We start from the raw sequence: 16,927 nt of genomic DNA on the forward strand, positions 1-16,927 counted from the left end.
ACGAATGCAAGCGTCCTTCGCGCATCTGACGCTGCGTCAGACAAAGCGGTACGCTGACCTCGGCCAACGCACCCCGAAGGGAGTCCACATGGGCAAGCTCGACGGACGTGTCGTCCTCGTCACAGGTGCCGCGCGCGGCCAGGGGGAGCAGGAGGCCCGGCTGTTCCGGGCGGAAGGGGCGCAGGTCGTGGTCGCCGACGTCCTCGACGACCAGGGCGAGACCCTCGCCAAGGAGATCGGCGCGCGCTACGTCCACCTCGACGTGAGCGAGGAGGCGGACTGGCGCGCCGCCGTGGCTGCCGCCAAGCAGGCGTACGGCCGCGTCGACGGCCTCGTCAACAACGCCGGCGTCCTGCGCTTCAACTCTCTCGTCGACACCCCCCTCGACGAGTTCATGCAGGTCGTGCGGGTCAACCAGGTGGGCGTCTTCCTCGGCATCAAGGCCCTCGCCCCCGAGATCGAGGCGGCCGGCGGCGGCACGATCGTCAACACCGCCTCGTACACCGGGATGACGGGCATGGCGTACGTCGGCGCGTACGCCGCGACCAAGCACGCGATCGTCGGCCTCACCCGCGTGGCCGCGCTGGAGCTGGCCCGCAAGGGCATCCGGGTCAACGCGGTCTGCCCGGGCGCCATCGACACCGCGATGAGTGATCCGGGGGACGGAGGGGATGCGGAGGCCGTCGACAGGCTGTACCGCAAGCGCGTCCCGCTCGGCCGGATCGGCCGGCCCGAGGAGGTCGCCCGGCTGGCCCTCTTCCTCTCCTGCGAGGACTCCTCCTACATCACCGGGCAGCCGTTCGTGATCGACGGGGGCTGGCTGGCCGGGGTCAGCCTAATCTGACGGCTCGTCAGCTATTGACGCTCCACGGGGCCGGTGGAACAGTCGGCCGTATCGCGATCTGACGTACTGTCAGATCGACTGCCGGGTATGGCTGAGGACGGTGAACCTCCTTGGAATTCGGGCTCTTTGTACAGGGATACGTGGGCAAGCGGGCCGAGACCGACCCGCTCGCGGAGCACAAGGCGCTGATGGAGGAGACGGAGTACGTCATCCAGGCGGACAAGTCCGGCTTCAAGTACGCGTGGGCCTCCGAACACCACTTCCTGGAGGAGTACTCGCACCTGTCGGCCAACGACGTCTTCCTGGGATACCTGGCGCACGCGACGGACCGGATTCACCTGGGGTCGGGCATCTTCAACCCCCTCGCCCAGGTCAACCACCCCGTGAAGGTCGCCGAGAAGGTCGCGATGCTCGACCATCTCACCGAGGGCCGCTTCGAGTTCGGCAGCGGACGCGGGGCCGGCTCCCACGAGATCCTCGGCTTCATCCCCGGGGTGACCGACATGAACTACACCAAGGAGATCTGGGAAGAGACCATCGCCGAGTTCCCCAAGATGTGGCTCCAGGACGAGTACGTCGGCTTCCAGGGCAAACACTGGTCACTGCCGCCGCGCAAGATCCTGCCCAAGCCGTACGGGAAGTCCCACCCCGCGATGTGGTACGCCGCCGGGTCGCCGCCGTCGTACTCCATGGCCGCACGCAAGGGGCTCGGCGTGCTCGGCTTCAGTGTGCAGAAGGTCTCCGACATGGAGTGGGTGCTGGAGCAGTACAAGACCGCGATCGTGGACGCCGAGCCGATCGGGGACTTCGTCAACGACAACGTGATGGTGACGACGACCGCGATCTGCGCGCCCACGCACGACGAGGCGATACGCGTGGCGGTCAACGGCGGGCTTCACTACCTGCCGTCGCTCGTCTTCCGGTACCACGACACGTTCCCGCGGCCGGACGGCTTCCCGGTGTGGCCGGAGACGCTTCCCGAGTACAACGAGGAGTTCATCGAACTGCTCATCGAGGAAGAGCTGCTGATCTGCGGGGATCCGGACGAGGTGGTCCGGCAGTGCAAGCGGTGGGAGCAGGCCGGGGCGGATCAGCTGAGCTTCGGGTTGCCGGTGGGGGTGCCGAAGGAAGCGACGTTGCAGACGATCAGGTTGGTCGGGGAGCACGTGATTCCGAAGATCGACACGGATCCTGTGCACAGGACTTCGCGGTTCCGGGCGGCGGGGTGAGGTTGTACGGCGGCTGCGGGTTCGTGGGGGCTGGTCGCGCCCACGCGGCGGAGCCGCATATTGATGCAGCCCCGCGCCCCTGAAAACACTTACCAGGCGCCCAGAGGGGAGAGGCATGCTCGACCATGTCATCAAAGGTGCGACCGTCGTCGATGGGACCGGCGCGCCCGCGTACACCGCCGACGTGGGGATACGGGACGGCCGTATCGCCGTCATCGGGACGATCACGGAAGAGGCCCGTACGTCCGAGGACGCGGCCGGGCTCGTGCTCGCCCCCGGCTTCGTCGATCCGCACACCCACTACGACGCGCAGCTGTTCTGGGACCCGTACGCGACGCCGTCCCTCAATCATGGGGTGACCACCGTCGCGGGCGGGAACTGCGGGTTCACGCTCGCGCCCCTCAACCCGTCCCGGCCCGAGGACGCGGACTACACGCGGCGGATGATGTCCAAGGTCGAGGGGATGTCGCTCGTAGCGCTGGAGGAGGGGGCGCCCTGGACGTGGCACGGGTTCGGGGAGTATCTGGACGCCCTCGAAGGCCGTATCGCCGTCAACGCGGGCTTCATGGTGGGGCATTGTGCGCTGCGGCGGTATGTGATGGGGCCCGACGCGATCGGCGGGCAGCCGAGTGATGAGCAGCTGGCCGAGATGCTGCGGCTGTTCCACGAGGCGATGGCGGCGGGGGCGTGGGGGCTGTCGACCACGCAGTCGTCGACGCACAGCGACGGGGACGGCAAGCCGGTGGCGTCCCGGCATGCGAAGCCCGCCGAACTCATCGCCCTCTCCCGGGCGGTGGGCGAGCACGAGGGCACGCAGATCGAGGCGATCGTGGCGGGCTGTCTGGACCAGTTCAGCGACGACGAGATCGATCTCTTCGTGGAGATGAGCGCGGTGGCGGGCCGCCCCCTCAACTGGAACGTCCTGACGATCGACTCGACCGTCCCCGAACGCGTGCCGAGGCAGTTGGAGGCGAGTGAGCGGGCGCGGAAGGCCGGGGGCCGCGTGGTGGCCCTGACGATGCCGATCCTCACGCCGATGAACATGTCGCTGGGCACGTTCTGCGCGCTGAACCTGATCCCCGGGTGGGGGCCGATCCTCGGCCTGCCGGTGCCCGAGCGGATCGAGCGGCTGCGCGATCCGGAGGTGCGAGCGGAGATGCTGCGGCGCGCGGACTCGAAGGAAGCGGGCGTCTTCCGGCGGCTCGCCAACTTCGGGCGGTACGTCATCGGGGACACGTACAGCGCGGCGAACGAGGGGCTGACCGGGCGGGTGGTCAACGACATCGCGGTGGAGCGGGGCCAGGACCCCTTCCACTGCCTGGTGGAGATCTGCGCGGCCGACGACCTCCGTACGGTCCTGTGGCCCATGCCCACCGACAACGACCCCGACTCCTGGACCCTGCGCGCCGAGACCTGGCGGCACGAGGACGTCCTCCTCGGCGGCTCGGACGCGGGCGCCCATCTGGACCGCATGTGCGGTGCCCCGTACACGACCAGGTTCATCGGGGACTGTCTGCGCGGCCGGAAACTGGTCGGGCTCGAACAGGCGGTGAAGATGCTGACCGACGACCCGGCGCGGCTCTTCGGCCTGCGGGAACGGGGACAGGTGCGGGAGGGGTGGCATGCGGACCTCGTCCTCTTCGACCCGGAGCGCGTCGACGCCGGCAAGGCCACCCTGGTGCACGACCTGCCGGGTGACAGCCCGCGCCTCGACTCCAGGGCGATCGGCGTACGGGCGGTCTGGGTCAACGGCGTCGAGGCGATCCGCGACGACGTGGTGACCGGGGCCGTACCCGGGAAGGTGCTGCGCAGCGGGCGGGACACGCGGACGGTGAGTACGAGGTGAGCCTCAAGTGACCGACGCCCAGCGGCTGTTCATCGGTGGCTCCTGGGTGGAACCCGACGGTGGGCACTACGAGGTGATCGACCCGGCGACCGAGGGCGTCGTCGGGCGGGCGCCGGAGGCCTCGCGGGAACAGGTGCACGCCGCCGCCGCCGCTGCCCGCGAGGCCTTCGGCCCGTGGTCACGGACCCCGGCCGCCGAGCGGGCGGCCGTCCTGGCCCGTACGGCCGACCACATACGACGCCACCTCGCCCCGTATGCGGAACTCGCCCAGGCCGAGACCGGTGCGACGACCGGCACCGCACGAGGCATGCAGGTGGGGGTGGGCGCGGCCCGTTTCCAGCGGTACGCCCGGGTGGAGCCGGTGGAGGAGCCGATCGCCCCGCAGATCAACGAGGCGGGCCCCTTCGGCAGGGCGGCCGTGATGGGAGCCCTCGCCGTACGCCAGCCCGTGGGCGTGGTCACCTGCATAACCTCGTACAACAACCCCTGGGCCAACCCGGCAGGCAAGATCGCCCCCGCCCTGGCCATGGGCAACACGGTGGTGGTCAAGCCGGCCCCTCAGGACCCGCTCTCCGTCTACCGCATGGCGGAGGCCCTGGAGGCCGCCGGTGTTCCGCCGGGTGTGGTGAACGTCGTGAGCGGGTCGGGTGCGGCGACCGGCGAGGCGGCCGTGGACTCCCCCGACGTCGACATGGTGAGCTTCACCGGGTCGACGGCGGTCGGACAGCGCATCGCGGAGGTGTGCGGGCGCGGGATGAAGCGCCAACTGATGGAACTGGGCGGGAAGGGCGCGGCGATCGTCTTCGACGACGCGGACGTGGGGTCGGCGGTGGCCGGCATCGCCACGACCTTCTCCTTCTACAGCGGGCAGATCTGTACGGCGCCGACGCGGGTGATCGCGCAGCGCGGGGTGTACGACCGGCTGGTGACCCAACTGGCCGCGTACGCGGGGAGGTTGCCGGTGGGCGACCCGCGCGCTCAGGGCACCGTGGTGGGCCCGGTGATCTCGGCCGCCCACCGGGACCGGGTGGAGTCGTACGTCGAACTGGGCCGCAAGGAGGGCGCGCGCGTGGTGACGGGCGGTGAACGGCCGCCGTACGACCGGGGTTTCTATGTCGCGCCGACCCTCCTCGCCGACTGCACCCCCGACATGCGGGTCGTCCGCGAGGAGATCTTCGGCCCGGTCGTCGTCGTCCTCCCCTTCGACGACGAGGACGAGGCGGTCGCCCTCGCCGACGACAGCGACTACGGGCTCATCGACTACGTCTGGTCGGGGGATGTGGCCAGAGCGTTCCGAGTGGCCCGCCGCCTCCGCGCGGGCGGCGTCGGCGTCAACACGGTCGGGCGCAACATGGAGGCGCCCTTCGGGGGCTTCAAGAAGAGCGGGGTCGGGCGGGACGTGGGGTCGTACGCGCTGCACGCGTACAGCGAGGTGCAGGCGATCGTCTGGCCGGGGTGAGGTCTGCGGCCACGAACGTGGTCGCGGCCGAGGGTGCTCCCTTCCCCTTTGATCGCCGGTGGCGCAATGATGTTCGAATGCAGGGTGAGCGGCGTGGGCGGCCTGGGCGGCGTGTTCAGCGTGCGGCGAAGGCATGGCGCCGGCGCCTGGGCGGCTTGCCGGCCGCCGTGACGGGCCCCCTTTTCTTGCCGGTCGGCGGGCCGCTCCGGGTGCCGTGGTGAGGAGGCGCCCCCTCCTCTACCTGGACGTGGACGGGCCGTTGAACCCGTACGCCGCGAAGCCGGAGCGGCGGCCCGCCGGGTACACCACGCACCGGATGAAGCCGGACGGCTGGCTCGCCCAACACCCCGGGGAGCCCCCGGCGTACGTCAAGCCGCTCCGGGTCTGGCTCAACCCGGACCACGGGCGCCGGCTGCTCGACCTGACCGAACTCTTCGATCTGGTGTGGGCGACGACCTGGGGCAGCGAGGCGAACACGTTCATCGGGCCGGTCATCGGGCTGCCGGAACTGCCCGTGGTCCCCTGGCCGGAGCCACGACGCGACGAGCAGCCGGACACGAATGCCAGGGTGCCCAGGCTGTTCTGGAAGACCCCGCACCTCGTCGAGCACGCGGCCGGCCGCCCGTTCGCCTGGGTCGACGACGAACTCGGCGCCGCCGACCGGGCCTTCGTCACGGCCCACCACGCCGCCTCCGCGCTGCTTCACCACGTGGATCCCCGACTCGGCCTGCGCGAACCGGACTTCGCCGCACTCACGGCCTTCGGACGGGAGACACTCACGGACGGAACAGGCGACAGAGGGATGGTCGACGGATGATCGTGTGGGTGAACGGGGCCTTCGGGAGCGGCAAGACCACGCTGGTGGAGGAGCTGCGGGGGCGGTGGCCCGAGGCGGTGGTGTTCGATCCGGAGATGGTCGGCTATGTCCTGCGGGAGATCGTGGAGGTGCCCACCGGGGACTTCCAGGATCTACGGCTGTGGCGGCGCCAGGTGGCCGAGTTCGTGGTCGGGCTGGTGGAGGAGTACCGGCGGCCGGTGCTGGTGCCGATGACCCTGGTCAATCCCTCTTACGTGGAAGAGGTGTTCGGCGCGATCGGGGCCGCCGGCCTCACTGTCCAGCACTTCTTCCTCAAGGTGCCCGAGGACGTACTGATCGCACGGATCGACGGCCGCAGCTTCACACCGGACCGCCCCGAGCAGGACGAACGCGTCCGGCGGTGGTGCAAGGACCGCATCGCGGCCTGCGCGGCCGCGGTCGACACCCTGCCCGCCGACACGGTCTTCCTGGACGGCGAAGCCGGCCCCGGCGAGCTGGCCGACGTCGTGCTTCGCCATGTGGCCGCCGGGTGAGGGGTGTAGTGCGCCGGGCCCGGTCCTAGTCGCTGAGGTCCTGCTTCGGCGGCTCCCCGCGGCCGACCGACAGGGACCAGCGGACGCCCGGCGCGGCGGTGACGGAGACGGTGCCCGCGCGGTCCGCTCCATCGAGGCCGAACACGTTGTGGACGCTGGTCACTTGGCCTTCGCGGCAGTTCACGGGAAAGGAGGCGTCCATGGGGCGGAGCACGACCTCGATCCTGCCCTTGCCCTCGCAGCTCACCGTGATGCCCAGGGCCTCGCCGTCGCCCTTCTTCGCCTTGCCGAACTCCAGGGACGCGCTGTCCCGCGTCCGGTCCTGACGCAGGACCATGCGGTCGCCCATCAAGTCCGGGGCGCCTTCGGCCAACTCGTCGGCCGCGGACACCTCGTCGGTGTCCGCGGCCGGCGTCGCTTTCGCCGGGCTCGGCTCGGCCGATCGTACGGACCGCGTGTTCGTCCCCGTGTCGCCGTCCGACGAGCAGGCGGTGGTGGAGAGGAGGGTGGCCGCCGACAGCAGCGTCAGGGCGGCGAGTGTGCGGCGTGGCATGCGTGACATGAACGACCCCCGTCAGTCGGCCCGTCGGTGGCGGGCCAGGTCGTGATCGTGACACCGGGCCCGGAACGGCAACAAGGCGAAAGCGCAAGTTCAGAGCTGGATCTGAGGTTGCCGCCGCTCCCTCGGAACTCCTATGAATGACCCGCTGTCACCGTCGTGACGCGGGCGACGGTGCCGATCTCCAGCGCCGTCCACAGCGAGCCGTCCGGGCCGAGGGCGATGCCGTGGGGTTCCGAGGACGGGGTGGGCAGGTCGTGTTCCCGGATGTCGTGGCTACGGCCGTCCGTCGTGATCCGGCCCACACGGTTGGCGCCCCACTCGGTGAACCAGCAACTGCCGTCGGCGCCCGCGGCGATGGCGTGCGGGCGTGACGCGCGGTCCGGGAGGGGGAATGCGTCGATCTTCCCGTCCGGTGTGATCCGACCGATCCGCCCGGCCCCGATCTCGACGAACCACAGGGCCCCGTCACCACCGGCGGCGATCCCCACCGGCGCGGCGCTCGGCGTCGGCAGCGGATGGACTGTGACCTCCCCGTCGAGCGTCATGGCACCGATCGCGTTCGCCTGGTTCATCGTGAACCACAGCCGGCCGTCCGGCCCGGCGGCGATGGCCGACGGAAACGCCCCGGAGAGCGGCAGCGGGAATTCGCCGACCTCCCCCTCGGTCGTGATCCGGCCGATCCGGTCGACCCCCGCCTCCGTGAACCACAACGCGCCATCGGGGCCGACAGCGATCCCGAACGGGCCGGCGTCCGGCGTCGGCAACGGGAAGGACGTGACCTCTCCGTCCGTCGTGATCCGACCGATCCGATGCCCCCGGAACTCCGTGAACCACAGCGCCCCGTCGGGCCCGGCAGCGATGACCGACGGCCCACCGGAGCTCGATTCCAGCGCGTACGACGTGGTCTCACCGGCGAGCGTGATCCTGCCGATCCGCCCGGCATGAACCATGGTGAACCACAGCGCGCCGTCCGGCCCGGCGGTGATCCCGTACGGCCCCGCCTCGGCGTCGGAGACGGTGAACTCCGTGATGGATACGGTCGTCGGGCGAGAAGGCATGGGTTCGGGTTCCTCTGGTCGGCGGTCGGCGGTCGACGCACAGCGTTTCAAGGCCTCCGCGTCTGTGTCCCCTGAATTCTGGCCGGGCGGAGGGGAGTTGATGGCTGGCTCTGCCCGATACCTTCGGCCGCATGGCTGACGAGATCTTCCATGACCGACGGCTGGCCGAGCTGTACGACCCTCTCGACCCCGACCGCAGTGACCTGGACGCCTACCTTCTGCTCGCGGAGGAGTTCGGCGCGAGGCAGGTGCTGGACATCGGCTGCGGGACGGGCGTGTTCGCGCTGCTGCTGGCGGAGCGCGGGGTGGAGGTCGTCGGGCTCGACCCGGCCGGAGCCTCCCTCGACGTCGCGCGGGCCAAACCGGGGGCGGACGGGGTCCGTTGGATCCACGGTGACGCAACGGCGCTTCCCCCGCTCCAGGTCGACCTCGTCACGATGACGGCCAACGTGGCGCAGGCGATCGTCGACCCGGAGGTATGGCGACGAACCCTCGCGGGCGCCCACGAGGCACTGCGACCGGGCGGCCGTCTCGTCTTCGAGACCCGCGACCCGGCCGGGCGGGCCTGGGAGACGTGGAATCGCGAGGACTCGTACACGGTCACCGACGTACCGGGCTTCGGCACGGTCGAGAGCTGGGTCGAGCTGATCGAGGTCACCGGCCCGCTGGTGACGTTCCGCTGGCACCACGACTTCGACGATGGCACTGGCACCGGCCTCACCTCCGACTCCACCCTCAGATTCCGCGAGCGACACGAGATCGAGGCGGATCTGGCAGCCTGCGGATACGTACGGGAAGACGTACGGGAGGCTCCTGACCGACCCGGGAAGGAGTTCGTGTTTGTGGCGCGTCGGCCACCGACGGTATGACCGATTAAGACCTGTACGCAGGATTCGCCCTGGCCGCAGTAGGACGACTTCTGCGGGCGGGAGTACTTCGCGAAACGTCTCCCCACCAGCCGCGTGATATGTCGGTCGAGATGTCGACCACCTTGCGGCGGTGATGGGGGACGAGCCTGCCTGACCGTTCGAAGGCTCACTAGAGTCAGGGGCCTTGGCGAGTCAGGGGGAGCATCGTGACCGTAGCTGTAGGCATCTTCGATCTGTTCACCTATGCCATTCCCGGAGCACTGCATCTATCCTTGATCATTTACGTGCTCGCACGCTTGAACCTCATGGATCCCACAACTCTGGCCTCGGCACCGTCAGTGCTACAGGTGATCGGAGCCGCCGTTGCCAGTTACCTGTTGGGGCATCTCGCCTATCCTCTGAGTGCCCTCCTGGACAAGGTGGCACCGCGTTGGAACTGGAGTGTCGAGAACGCTCGTTTTGAATTCGTGGCCAGAGTGCCAGAAGCCCGGGACCGAGCCTTCGTGCGCGCTGATGCATCTCTGCTGTTGGCTGCGGCGGAACTCCACAACAAGGAGGCAGCGGGCGAGATCACTCGGCTGCAAGGCCTCGCGTTGATGTTGCGGAACTCGGCCCTCGCCCTGGTGTTCGCGCTCGTCGTCGCGGTGATCGAGCTCGTCATGGGGCCCGATCGTGTGCTGGCAGGAGGCTGTGCCGCACTGTTCCTCGTAAGCCTGACCGCCGCAATCAGACACGGGCGCCGGGTGCGGCACTGGGACCGCCTGAAGACGCTGGAGCTCTGCTTCTGGATTCCGGACATCGACGACAGATTCGGCTCCAACCACCGGTGACCGACCCTAGTGGTGCGCCGCGGAAGTTCCGCCGATGACCATCGGCCCGTTGACCGGGCATGGTGCTTGATCCTGACGATCGGTGTGCGCTTGAGGAACGGGTACGTGCGCATACCATTCCGCAGCGTGCTGCCCGTCGTGCGCACATAGTCCTGCTGACTGCTGGAGGGTGCCCGGCGTGGCGGGCAGCGGAGATCGTCCGGGAGGATGTCTCCACGGTGGTGCGGTGGCGGGACCGGTACGCCGGGGAGGGGCTGGCCGGGCTGGAGGACCGGCCCCGCTCGTGCCGGCCGCCCGTCTACGGGCCGGAGGTGCGGCTGCGGATCGTGGAGGCGGCGTGGGCGGACGACAGGGGGGGGCGGGGCGGCGACGGGGGGCGGCCCGCCGGTGTGCTGCGTCACCGTCGCTCCAACTGCCGTGTGGGGGCACCGAGTTCCCAGACGACTTCGAACGCGGAGTTGAGCGTCAGCCGCGGTGTTGGCTCTCTTTCAGCGAGCGCAGCAGGGCGCCGAAGGCGGAAGGAGCGGCGTCGAGTACGGCTTGGGTGGGGTCGGCGCTTTCGGTGAGGTGGATGGTGGTGGGGTCGGCGGATATGTGGACGCAGGCTTTGCCTTCTTGGCAGTGGGACGACTTCGGCGCGGTGGCGGCGACGTGGACGCAGGATTCGCCCTGGGAGCAGTAGGACGACTTCTGCCAGGCGTAGGCGGTCATACGGGTCCTCTCACAGTTCGGTGGCCAGGCTGTGGATGAAGTCTCGGGTCTGTTCCGGGGAAAGTGCTACGGACTCCATGCGTTGCAGCAGATTTCGGTACGTGTCCAGCGCGGATTCGGCATCGACAAGGGCTGGGCCGTGCGACTGGTCCAGGGAGACCGTGTCCAGCCGAGGGGTAGCGCCATGGATGTAGAGGAAGGTCTGTCCGGAGCCCGGGTAGGCGCCGATGGCGAAGGGGATCACCTGGATCGTGATGGTGTCGCGTTCGCTCTGCACCAGGAGGTGCTTCAGCTGCCGCTTGGCGACGGTGGGACCGCCGACGGGCACGCGGAGGGCGGCCTCGTGGATGATCGCCTGGTACGGCACCGGGTGCTCCTGGTCCAGTAGTCCCTGGCGCTGTAGTCGGTGGTTCACCCGGAGTTCGATGTCACGGCGGCTGAACTCCGGCACGCCCTGCTCATAGATGGCGCGGGCATGGTCGGCGAGTTGAAGAAGGCCGGGGATGTGCGCCGTGTTGGCCGCCTGGAGCCGGACGGCGTGGTGCTCGATCTCCGCCAGGTCGAGCAGAGCCGCCGGGAGTGCCTCGCGAAATGTCTCCCACCACCCGCCCTTGCGCTCAGAGGCCAGTTCGATCAGGCCGTCGATGTGGGCCTTGTCGGAGCAGCGGTAGATGCGGGCCAGAGCACGCAGCCGGTCGGCGCTCACGCCGAACCGGCTGGCTTCGATGTTGCTGAGCTGCGCCTGACTGACGCCGAGTTGACGGGCCCCTTCAGTGACGGACAAGCCCGCCCGTTCCCGGAGTCTCCGCAGCTCCGTGCCCAGACGAATGCGGCGGGCGGTCCTGGCGGTTTTGGGAGCCATGGGCCAACTCTCCTCGGAAAGCAGCACGTTGCTGTCACCCACACGAGGTAAAACCTCACGTGATTGCAGAAATGGGAAATGTATTAAGTGGGGAGCCGCTAGCTTACTGGTAGGCGCCCCGCCCAGAAGCGCCCCGCTCGACGGAGCGGCGACGGCCACTGGGCATTGACTCGACACCGACTTCGACTCCTCATCGGCACCATTCAACTCCCCTCAGTGACCGGAGACTTCCATGGCCACCGTATCCCCGTCGCTCGACTACATCCTCCGCCTTCCGCGTGACCTGCGGTCCCCAGGCGTCGCCCGCGCCACCCTCCGTGCCGTCCTCGCCGCCCACGACCTCGCCGAATTCACCCCCACCGCCGAGCTGCTGGCCACCGAACTGCTCACCAACGCGCATCAGCACACCGAGCGGGAGTACGCCCTGCGGGTCCTTGAGACCGGTGGGCGGCTTCGGGTGGGGGTGTGGGACAGGGACCGGAGGGTGCCGCCCGGATTCAAGGGGGACGTACCCGTGGAGGCCGATGCCGAGTGTGGGCGGGGGCTGCACCTCGTACGAGCCTGCGCCGAGGAGCTGGGCGTCTCCGTGCTGCGGGACCTTGGCGTCTCGTACGACGGAAAGCTGCTCTGGGCCGACTGCGGGGGCGTCGCGTGATGACCGGGACGGGTTTGGCGTGCGGAGGGATACTGGGAGGTGGAGCCATGACCGTTCAGCAGGAGCAGACCATGAGCGCACCGCAGGAGCACGACTGGGTGGCGATGCCCCTCCCGGAGATCCGGACCGTGGACGACCTGCGCAGCGCGCTCAGCCGGTACGGGTTCCCCGGTGACCGGGAGCGGTTCGAGGAGGAACTGGCGGCGGCCATAGGTGCCTCCCCGACGGACGACTTCGAGGGCGCCACGGCCGTGGTCAGGGCCTATCGCCACCGGGTCCGTATCAGGAACTCGGCCGAGATCATGACAGCCCTCGAAGAAGCACGTGCCGGAGGCGGCGGCACATGAGCGAGGTCCCGCTGGAGGAGGCCGAGCCCGCCAGGAAGGCGTACGGCGACCTTACGGAGGGAGAGCGGGAAGTGGTCCGGGACGCGCTTTCGGTCATCGCGCGGGACCCGGCGGCCGGCCGTGAGATCCCGGGGTGGCGGCCGCCGTCCGTGGAGTACACGTACACGACACCGCTCGCCGCCGATTCGGCCGAGGCGATCACCGTCGTGTACACGCACACCGGGGGCATGGGCGTGACTGTCGTCTACTACTTTCGTGACCCGCAGGTGGTGGACTGAGCCCGCGGCACCCTCAGTCCCGCAGATCCACCCGCACCGTCAGCAGCTCCGCCCCCAGCACCCGTACCGCCGCGCTGTTCATGCGGGGCAGGGTCCGCAGGCGGGTGATCGGGTCGTCGTCCGGGAGGAGGTGGGCCGTGCCCTCGTGCCAGCGGCCACGGATGCGGACGCGGACCGATGGGTCGGCCTTGATGTTGCGGATGTAGTGGGACTTGTCGCCGTATTCGGAGACGAGCCAGAACGTGTTGCCGATGCGGCGGCCGCCGATGGGGGTGCGGCGGGGGAGGCCGGACGTGCGGCCGGTGGTCTCCAGGACGGTCTGGAGCGGGACGCGGCGGAGGACCGGGTTGGCGACGTGGCGCTGGAAGGCCGTGACGACGCGCTGCTTGAGGCCTGGACGGCCTGAACGGCCCGGACGGCCCGGATGGTCGGCGGGGTCCGCATTGCGGGACATCGGCGTGGTTCTCCTCGGGGTGTGGGAGGTACGGGGTACAGGATCGGGTACGGGTGAAGGCGGTGGGTGGCGGTGCGGGTCATGACGTGGAATCTGTGGTGGCGGTTCGGGCCGTGGCAGGAGCGGCAGAAGGCGATCCTCGCCGTGCTGCGTGAACTGCGGCCCGACGTGGTCGGGTTGCAGGAGGTGTGGGAGCACGACGGTGAGAACGGGGACCGGGAGAATCTGGCCGCGTGGCTCGCCGGGGAACTCGGGATGCACTGGGCCTGGGGCGCGTACGGCGATCCCGAGGCGTGGCAGCGGCGTATAGGCGACACGAGCGTCGGGATCGGGAACGCCGTGCTGAGCCGGTGGCCCGTCCTGGCGGAGGCCGCCATCGGGCTGCCGACGGGTGAGGGCGACAGCGGGCGCGGCGCGCTCCACGCCCTCCTCGACGCGCCGGGCGCGCCCGTCCCCTTCTTCACGGTCCACCTCAGCTCCGCGACCGACGCGTCCGCCGTGCGCTGCCGCCAGGTCACCACGCTGGTCGAGTTCGTCGCCCGCCACCGGGGCGGGGGCGGCTTCCCGCCCGTGATCACCGGGGACCTCAACGCCTGGCCCGACTCCGACGAGGTCCGGCTGCTCGGCGGCTACAAGACCGCGCCCGCCCTGCCCGGGCAGTGCTTCTTCGACGTCTGGGAGTACGCCGAAGCGGGCGCGCCGTCGGCCACCTGGGACAGGGCGAACCCGTACGTCGCCGGGACCTTCGGGCCGAGCGTGCGCGTCGACTACATCCACGTCGGACCGCCCGGGCCAGGCGGGATGGGGCACGCGCGCGGCGTACGGCGGGCGGGCGACGGCCCCGTCGACGGCGTATGGCCCTCCGACCACGCGGCCGTCATCGCCGACCTGGCGGACGGGACCACCCTCGACGCGGCGGCCGGAGCCGCCTGACCCCAGCCGCCCACCCACGTGCCCTACGGCTTCCTGCCCAGCCCCCCGTGCTGCCCGATCGGCTTCGGCTCGCCCTGGGTCGTGTCGTCCGGGTGCCACAGCGGTACCGACACGACGCCGGGGGCCACCATCTCCAGGCCCTCGAAGAACGCCGCGATCTGGTCGATGGGGCGGAGGAAGTACGGGACGGCGCCGGTCTCGTTGTAGGCGTCCTGGGCGCGCTCGTAGTCGGGGTCGGTGCCCCGGGAGCCCTCGTTGATGTTGAGGTAGCTGCCGGAGGGCAGGCCGGCCAGAAGGCGGCGGACGATGTCGCGGGCCTGGTCGTAGTCGCCGACGTGGCCCAGGATGCCGCTGAGGATCAGAGCCGTGGGCCGGGACAGGTCCAGGGTCTTGGCGGCGGCCTCCAGGATGCCCTCGGGGTCGTAGAGGCTGGCGTCGACGTACGCCGTGGCGCCCTCGGGGGAGGAGTAGAGCAGGGCGCGGGCGTGGGCGAGGACCATGGGGTCGTTGTCGACGTAGACGATCCTCGCTTCCGGCGCGCTGCGCTGGGCGACCTGGTGGGTGTTGTCGGCCGTGGGCAGCCCGGTGCCGACGTCCAGGAACTGCCGGACGCCCTCCACCTCCACCAGATGCCGGATGCTGCGCCGCAGGTAGGCGCGGCTGCTGCGGGCGATGGTCACGATGCCGGGGTAGGCGCCGGCGTACGCGTCGCCGGCCGCCTCGTCCACCGGGTAGTTGTCCTTGCCGCCCAGCCAGTAGTTCCAGATGCGGGCGGAGGCGGGCACCGAAGTGTCGACCTTCTCCTTCGCCGCCGTAGCCGCCGCCGCGTCGGGCGTGGTCGCGTGATCGGTCATGGGCGCCGTCTCCTCCACCGTGCAGGTGCGTCACCGGTACGGACGTACAGACGCACGAGTTGTGTCGAGCCAAATTTACGGCCCAACACAGGTGTTTCGTACGCGGGTTCCCCCTGACTTCCCGCTGGCTGCCATCGCCGCCCTATCGCCGCCCGAGGAAGATCGGGTTCGTGAAGGCCGCCAACGGGCCAGGGAAGCCCGGGACCACCGCCGGCCGGCGGACCTCCGCGCGTACGTACGCCGCGTACGAGGCCGTCGTACGCCACTGGGCCGAGCCGGTGCCGGACGCCGGGATCTCGGCGGAGGTGAACAGGACGCCCTGGTCGGTGACGAAGCGGATGGTGCAGCCGGCGGAACCCGTGGCCTCCAGACGGACGGTGACCGGGGTGTCGGGGTCCACCTTCAGCCGCTCGCCGATGCCCGCGTGTTCGCCGCGCGCCCCGGACGCCGTGAAGGTCACGGAGATGTCCTTGGACTCGGCGACGTACGAGCGGCCGGCCCGTAGGCCCTCCTGGATGGCCTCCCTGGTCAGATCGTCGGCGAGCACGACCGTCTGGGGGCGGCCCACGGGGTCGGGGTCGCGGTGGGCGTCGCTGTTGCCCATCGCCGGGATCCAGTCCTGGCGGCCCTCGCGCACGGCCGCCACGAGCATGCCGTCCCAGTCGGCGAGGGCGACCTCGTCCTCGGGCGAGTACGCGCCGTTCCAGACCTCCACCGCGTCCGCCTCGCCGAAGCCGAACTTCCAGTTGCAGCCGATGCAGGTGGCGTGCGGGTGGGCCGGGACGACCAGGCCGCCGGCGCGGCGGATCTGCCGGGCGTACTTGCCGAACCGGTTGTCCCGGGCCCGGTAGCGCCAGTCGACGAACGTCCCCGGGTCGACGCCGAGGGCCAGCACATGGCCGTTGCGCGTCGTGACCTCCTCGCCCAGCAGGATGAGCAGGTCGTCACCCGCGTGCTCGGCCCAATGGGCGTGCGCGGCCTGGGTGTTGTGCTCCGAACTGTTGATGAAGTCGAGCCCGGCGGCCCGCGCGAGCGCCGCCAGCTCGGCGAGGGTGCGGCGGCCGTCGGAGTACCAGGAGTGGAGGTGGCAGTCGCCCCGGTACCAGGCCCGGCCCCGCCCCTTGGCCCGCTCCGGCGGGTACACGGGCTTCACTTGCGTGGCCGGCCGGCCGTAGGTGAGGGTGATCGTGATCTCGTACGGCAGGCCCTCCGGCGCCACCGTGTACGGGCCCAGCGCGATGTGCCAGGTGCCGGGGCGGACCGGGCCGGGGATGTAGCCCGGGGTCGCCTCGTCCACCCGGATGAAGAACTCCGAGCGGGCGCCGCCCGACCAGCCCCGGAAGCCCTTGCCGCCGAGGTCGGTGCCGCGCTCGTCGAAGACACCGATGTCGAGCGCGTTGCCCGCGGTGCCGACCGGGACGGGCGGTCTTTCGTAGGTGTACGAGACCTTCAACTCCCGTACACCGCCCGGCACTTCGACCGGCAGATACACGAAATCGGGGGATCCGGTCGGCAGGGTGCCCCGGATGGTCTTCGTCTCCTGGTCGCCGTCGACGGCCTCGGCGCCGCTCGTCCCAAAGGTCACGCTCCCCAACGTAAGCGCGGCGGCGGCCGACGTCACGAACAACGCACGCCTTCCCAGTCCGGACCCGTCGCCGTGATGGTCGTCGCACATGCTGCTGCTCCCCAGGTCGTCGTGAGTGACATGGCATGGGTGGTGCAGGGATGGTGCGTCCCACTGTCGTATGCGGTGGTGAACGACGGGGCAAGGGAAGGGAATCGCCAG

General features: G+C 70.1%; 20 protein-coding genes. 13 read left to right on the forward strand and 7 right to left on the reverse strand.

Annotated features, from left to right (window positions below):
- Positions 1 to 88: 88 nt before the first annotated feature.
- The 6 genes from JIX56_RS26630 (at position 89) to JIX56_RS26655 (ending at position 6,728) form a co-directional block, all read left to right on the forward strand.
- Positions 89 to 844 (forward strand): SDR family NAD(P)-dependent oxidoreductase, encoded by a 756-nt coding sequence (locus JIX56_RS26630; protein ID WP_257544239.1) that lies wholly within the window; start codon positions 89 to 91, stop codon positions 842 to 844.
- Positions 845 to 954: 110 nt separating this feature from the next.
- Positions 955 to 2,073, forward strand: coding sequence for an LLM class flavin-dependent oxidoreductase (locus JIX56_RS26635; protein ID WP_331595929.1), 1,119 nt, complete (start codon positions 955 to 957; stop codon positions 2,071 to 2,073).
- Positions 2,074 to 2,188: 115 nt separating this feature from the next.
- Positions 2,189 to 3,919, forward strand: coding sequence for an N-acyl-D-amino-acid deacylase family protein (locus JIX56_RS26640; RefSeq protein WP_257544241.1), 1,731 nt, complete (start codon positions 2,189 to 2,191; stop codon positions 3,917 to 3,919).
- A gap of 7 nt (positions 3,920 to 3,926) precedes the next feature.
- On the forward strand, positions 3,927 to 5,378 hold the full coding sequence (locus JIX56_RS26645; RefSeq protein WP_257544242.1) for an aldehyde dehydrogenase family protein: 1,452 nt from the start codon (positions 3,927 to 3,929) through the stop codon (positions 5,376 to 5,378).
- A 217-nt stretch (positions 5,379 to 5,595) separates the two neighbouring features.
- On the forward strand, positions 5,596 to 6,195 hold the full coding sequence (locus tag JIX56_RS26650; protein ID WP_257544244.1) for a hypothetical protein: 600 nt from the start codon (positions 5,596 to 5,598) through the stop codon (positions 6,193 to 6,195).
- A complete protein-coding gene (locus tag JIX56_RS26655) occupies positions 6,192 to 6,728 on the forward strand; it encodes an AAA family ATPase (protein ID WP_257544246.1) in 537 nt (178 codons plus the stop codon). Before JIX56_RS26650 ends, JIX56_RS26655 begins: the two co-directional genes overlap by 4 nt.
- Before the next feature lie 25 nt (positions 6,729 to 6,753).
- Here JIX56_RS26655 and JIX56_RS26660 read toward each other — a convergent pair whose 3' ends face one another.
- Positions 6,754 to 7,290 carry a hypothetical protein gene (locus tag JIX56_RS26660; RefSeq protein WP_257544248.1) on the reverse strand — a complete coding sequence of 179 codons (537 nt, stop codon included), beginning with the start codon at positions 7,288 to 7,290 and terminating at the stop codon, positions 6,754 to 6,756.
- A gap of 131 nt (positions 7,291 to 7,421) precedes the next feature.
- Positions 7,422 to 8,348 (reverse strand): Vgb family protein, encoded by a 927-nt coding sequence (locus tag JIX56_RS26665; RefSeq protein ID WP_257544249.1) that lies wholly within the window; start codon positions 8,346 to 8,348, stop codon positions 7,422 to 7,424.
- A 131-nt stretch (positions 8,349 to 8,479) separates the two neighbouring features.
- On the opposite strand from JIX56_RS26665, the gene JIX56_RS26670 reads away from it, so the two are divergent.
- From JIX56_RS26670 to JIX56_RS26680, 3 genes are all read left to right on the forward strand, one after another.
- On the forward strand, positions 8,480 to 9,217 hold the full coding sequence (locus JIX56_RS26670; RefSeq protein WP_257544250.1) for a class I SAM-dependent methyltransferase: 738 nt from the start codon (positions 8,480 to 8,482) through the stop codon (positions 9,215 to 9,217).
- A 206-nt stretch (positions 9,218 to 9,423) separates the two neighbouring features.
- Positions 9,424 to 10,047 (forward strand): hypothetical protein, encoded by a 624-nt coding sequence (locus JIX56_RS26675; protein ID WP_257544251.1) that lies wholly within the window; start codon positions 9,424 to 9,426, stop codon positions 10,045 to 10,047.
- A gap of 59 nt (positions 10,048 to 10,106) precedes the next feature.
- Complete coding sequence (locus JIX56_RS26680; protein WP_257544252.1) at positions 10,107 to 10,613, forward strand: helix-turn-helix domain-containing protein; 507 nt, start codon at positions 10,107 to 10,109, stop codon at positions 10,611 to 10,613.
- Here the strand turns inward: JIX56_RS26680 and JIX56_RS26685 are convergent.
- Positions 10,513 to 10,758: a DUF397 domain-containing protein gene (locus tag JIX56_RS26685; protein WP_257544253.1), complete on the reverse strand. Its 246-nt coding sequence runs from the start codon at positions 10,756 to 10,758 to the stop codon at positions 10,513 to 10,515. The genes JIX56_RS26680 and JIX56_RS26685 overlap by 101 nt on opposite strands.
- Before the next feature lie 10 nt (positions 10,759 to 10,768).
- Complete coding sequence (locus JIX56_RS26690) at positions 10,769 to 11,620, reverse strand: helix-turn-helix domain-containing protein (protein WP_257544254.1); 852 nt, start codon at positions 11,618 to 11,620, stop codon at positions 10,769 to 10,771.
- Positions 11,621 to 11,852: 232 nt separating this feature from the next.
- On the opposite strand from JIX56_RS26690, the gene JIX56_RS26695 reads away from it, so the two are divergent.
- The 3 genes from JIX56_RS26695 to JIX56_RS26705 are packed head-to-tail and all read left to right on the forward strand — an operon-like array spanning position 11,853 to position 12,900.
- On the forward strand, positions 11,853 to 12,275 hold the full coding sequence (locus tag JIX56_RS26695; RefSeq protein WP_257544255.1) for an ATP-binding protein: 423 nt from the start codon (positions 11,853 to 11,855) through the stop codon (positions 12,273 to 12,275).
- A gap of 47 nt (positions 12,276 to 12,322) precedes the next feature.
- Positions 12,323 to 12,622 (forward strand): hypothetical protein, encoded by a 300-nt coding sequence (locus JIX56_RS26700; RefSeq protein ID WP_257544256.1) that lies wholly within the window; start codon positions 12,323 to 12,325, stop codon positions 12,620 to 12,622.
- Positions 12,619 to 12,900, forward strand: a complete 282-nt coding sequence (locus tag JIX56_RS26705; RefSeq protein WP_257544257.1) for a hypothetical protein — start codon at positions 12,619 to 12,621, stop codon at positions 12,898 to 12,900. Before JIX56_RS26700 ends, JIX56_RS26705 begins: the two co-directional genes overlap by 4 nt.
- A 13-nt stretch (positions 12,901 to 12,913) precedes the next feature.
- Here the strand turns inward: JIX56_RS26705 and JIX56_RS26710 are convergent, their stop codons facing one another.
- Positions 12,914 to 13,354 carry a nitroreductase family deazaflavin-dependent oxidoreductase gene (locus tag JIX56_RS26710; protein WP_257544258.1) on the reverse strand — a complete coding sequence of 147 codons (441 nt, stop codon included), beginning with the start codon at positions 13,352 to 13,354 and terminating at the stop codon, positions 12,914 to 12,916.
- Positions 13,355 to 13,435: 81 nt separating this feature from the next.
- On the opposite strand from JIX56_RS26710, the gene JIX56_RS26715 reads away from it, so the two are divergent.
- Positions 13,436 to 14,287, forward strand: coding sequence for an endonuclease/exonuclease/phosphatase family protein (locus JIX56_RS26715; protein WP_257544259.1), 852 nt, complete (start codon positions 13,436 to 13,438; stop codon positions 14,285 to 14,287).
- A gap of 23 nt (positions 14,288 to 14,310) precedes the next feature.
- Here JIX56_RS26715 and JIX56_RS26720 read toward each other — a convergent pair whose 3' ends face one another.
- A complete protein-coding gene (locus JIX56_RS26720) occupies positions 14,311 to 15,141 on the reverse strand; it encodes an SAM-dependent methyltransferase (RefSeq protein ID WP_257544260.1) in 831 nt (276 codons plus the stop codon).
- A gap of 142 nt (positions 15,142 to 15,283) precedes the next feature.
- Complete coding sequence (locus tag JIX56_RS26725) at positions 15,284 to 16,816, reverse strand: CehA/McbA family metallohydrolase (RefSeq protein WP_257544261.1); 1,533 nt, start codon at positions 16,814 to 16,816, stop codon at positions 15,284 to 15,286.
- Positions 16,817 to 16,927 lie beyond the last annotated feature (111 nt).

Source organism: Streptomyces sp. CA-210063 (assembly GCF_024612015.1).
In the GTDB taxonomy this organism is placed as follows: Bacteria; Actinomycetota; Actinomycetes; order Streptomycetales; family Streptomycetaceae; genus Streptomyces.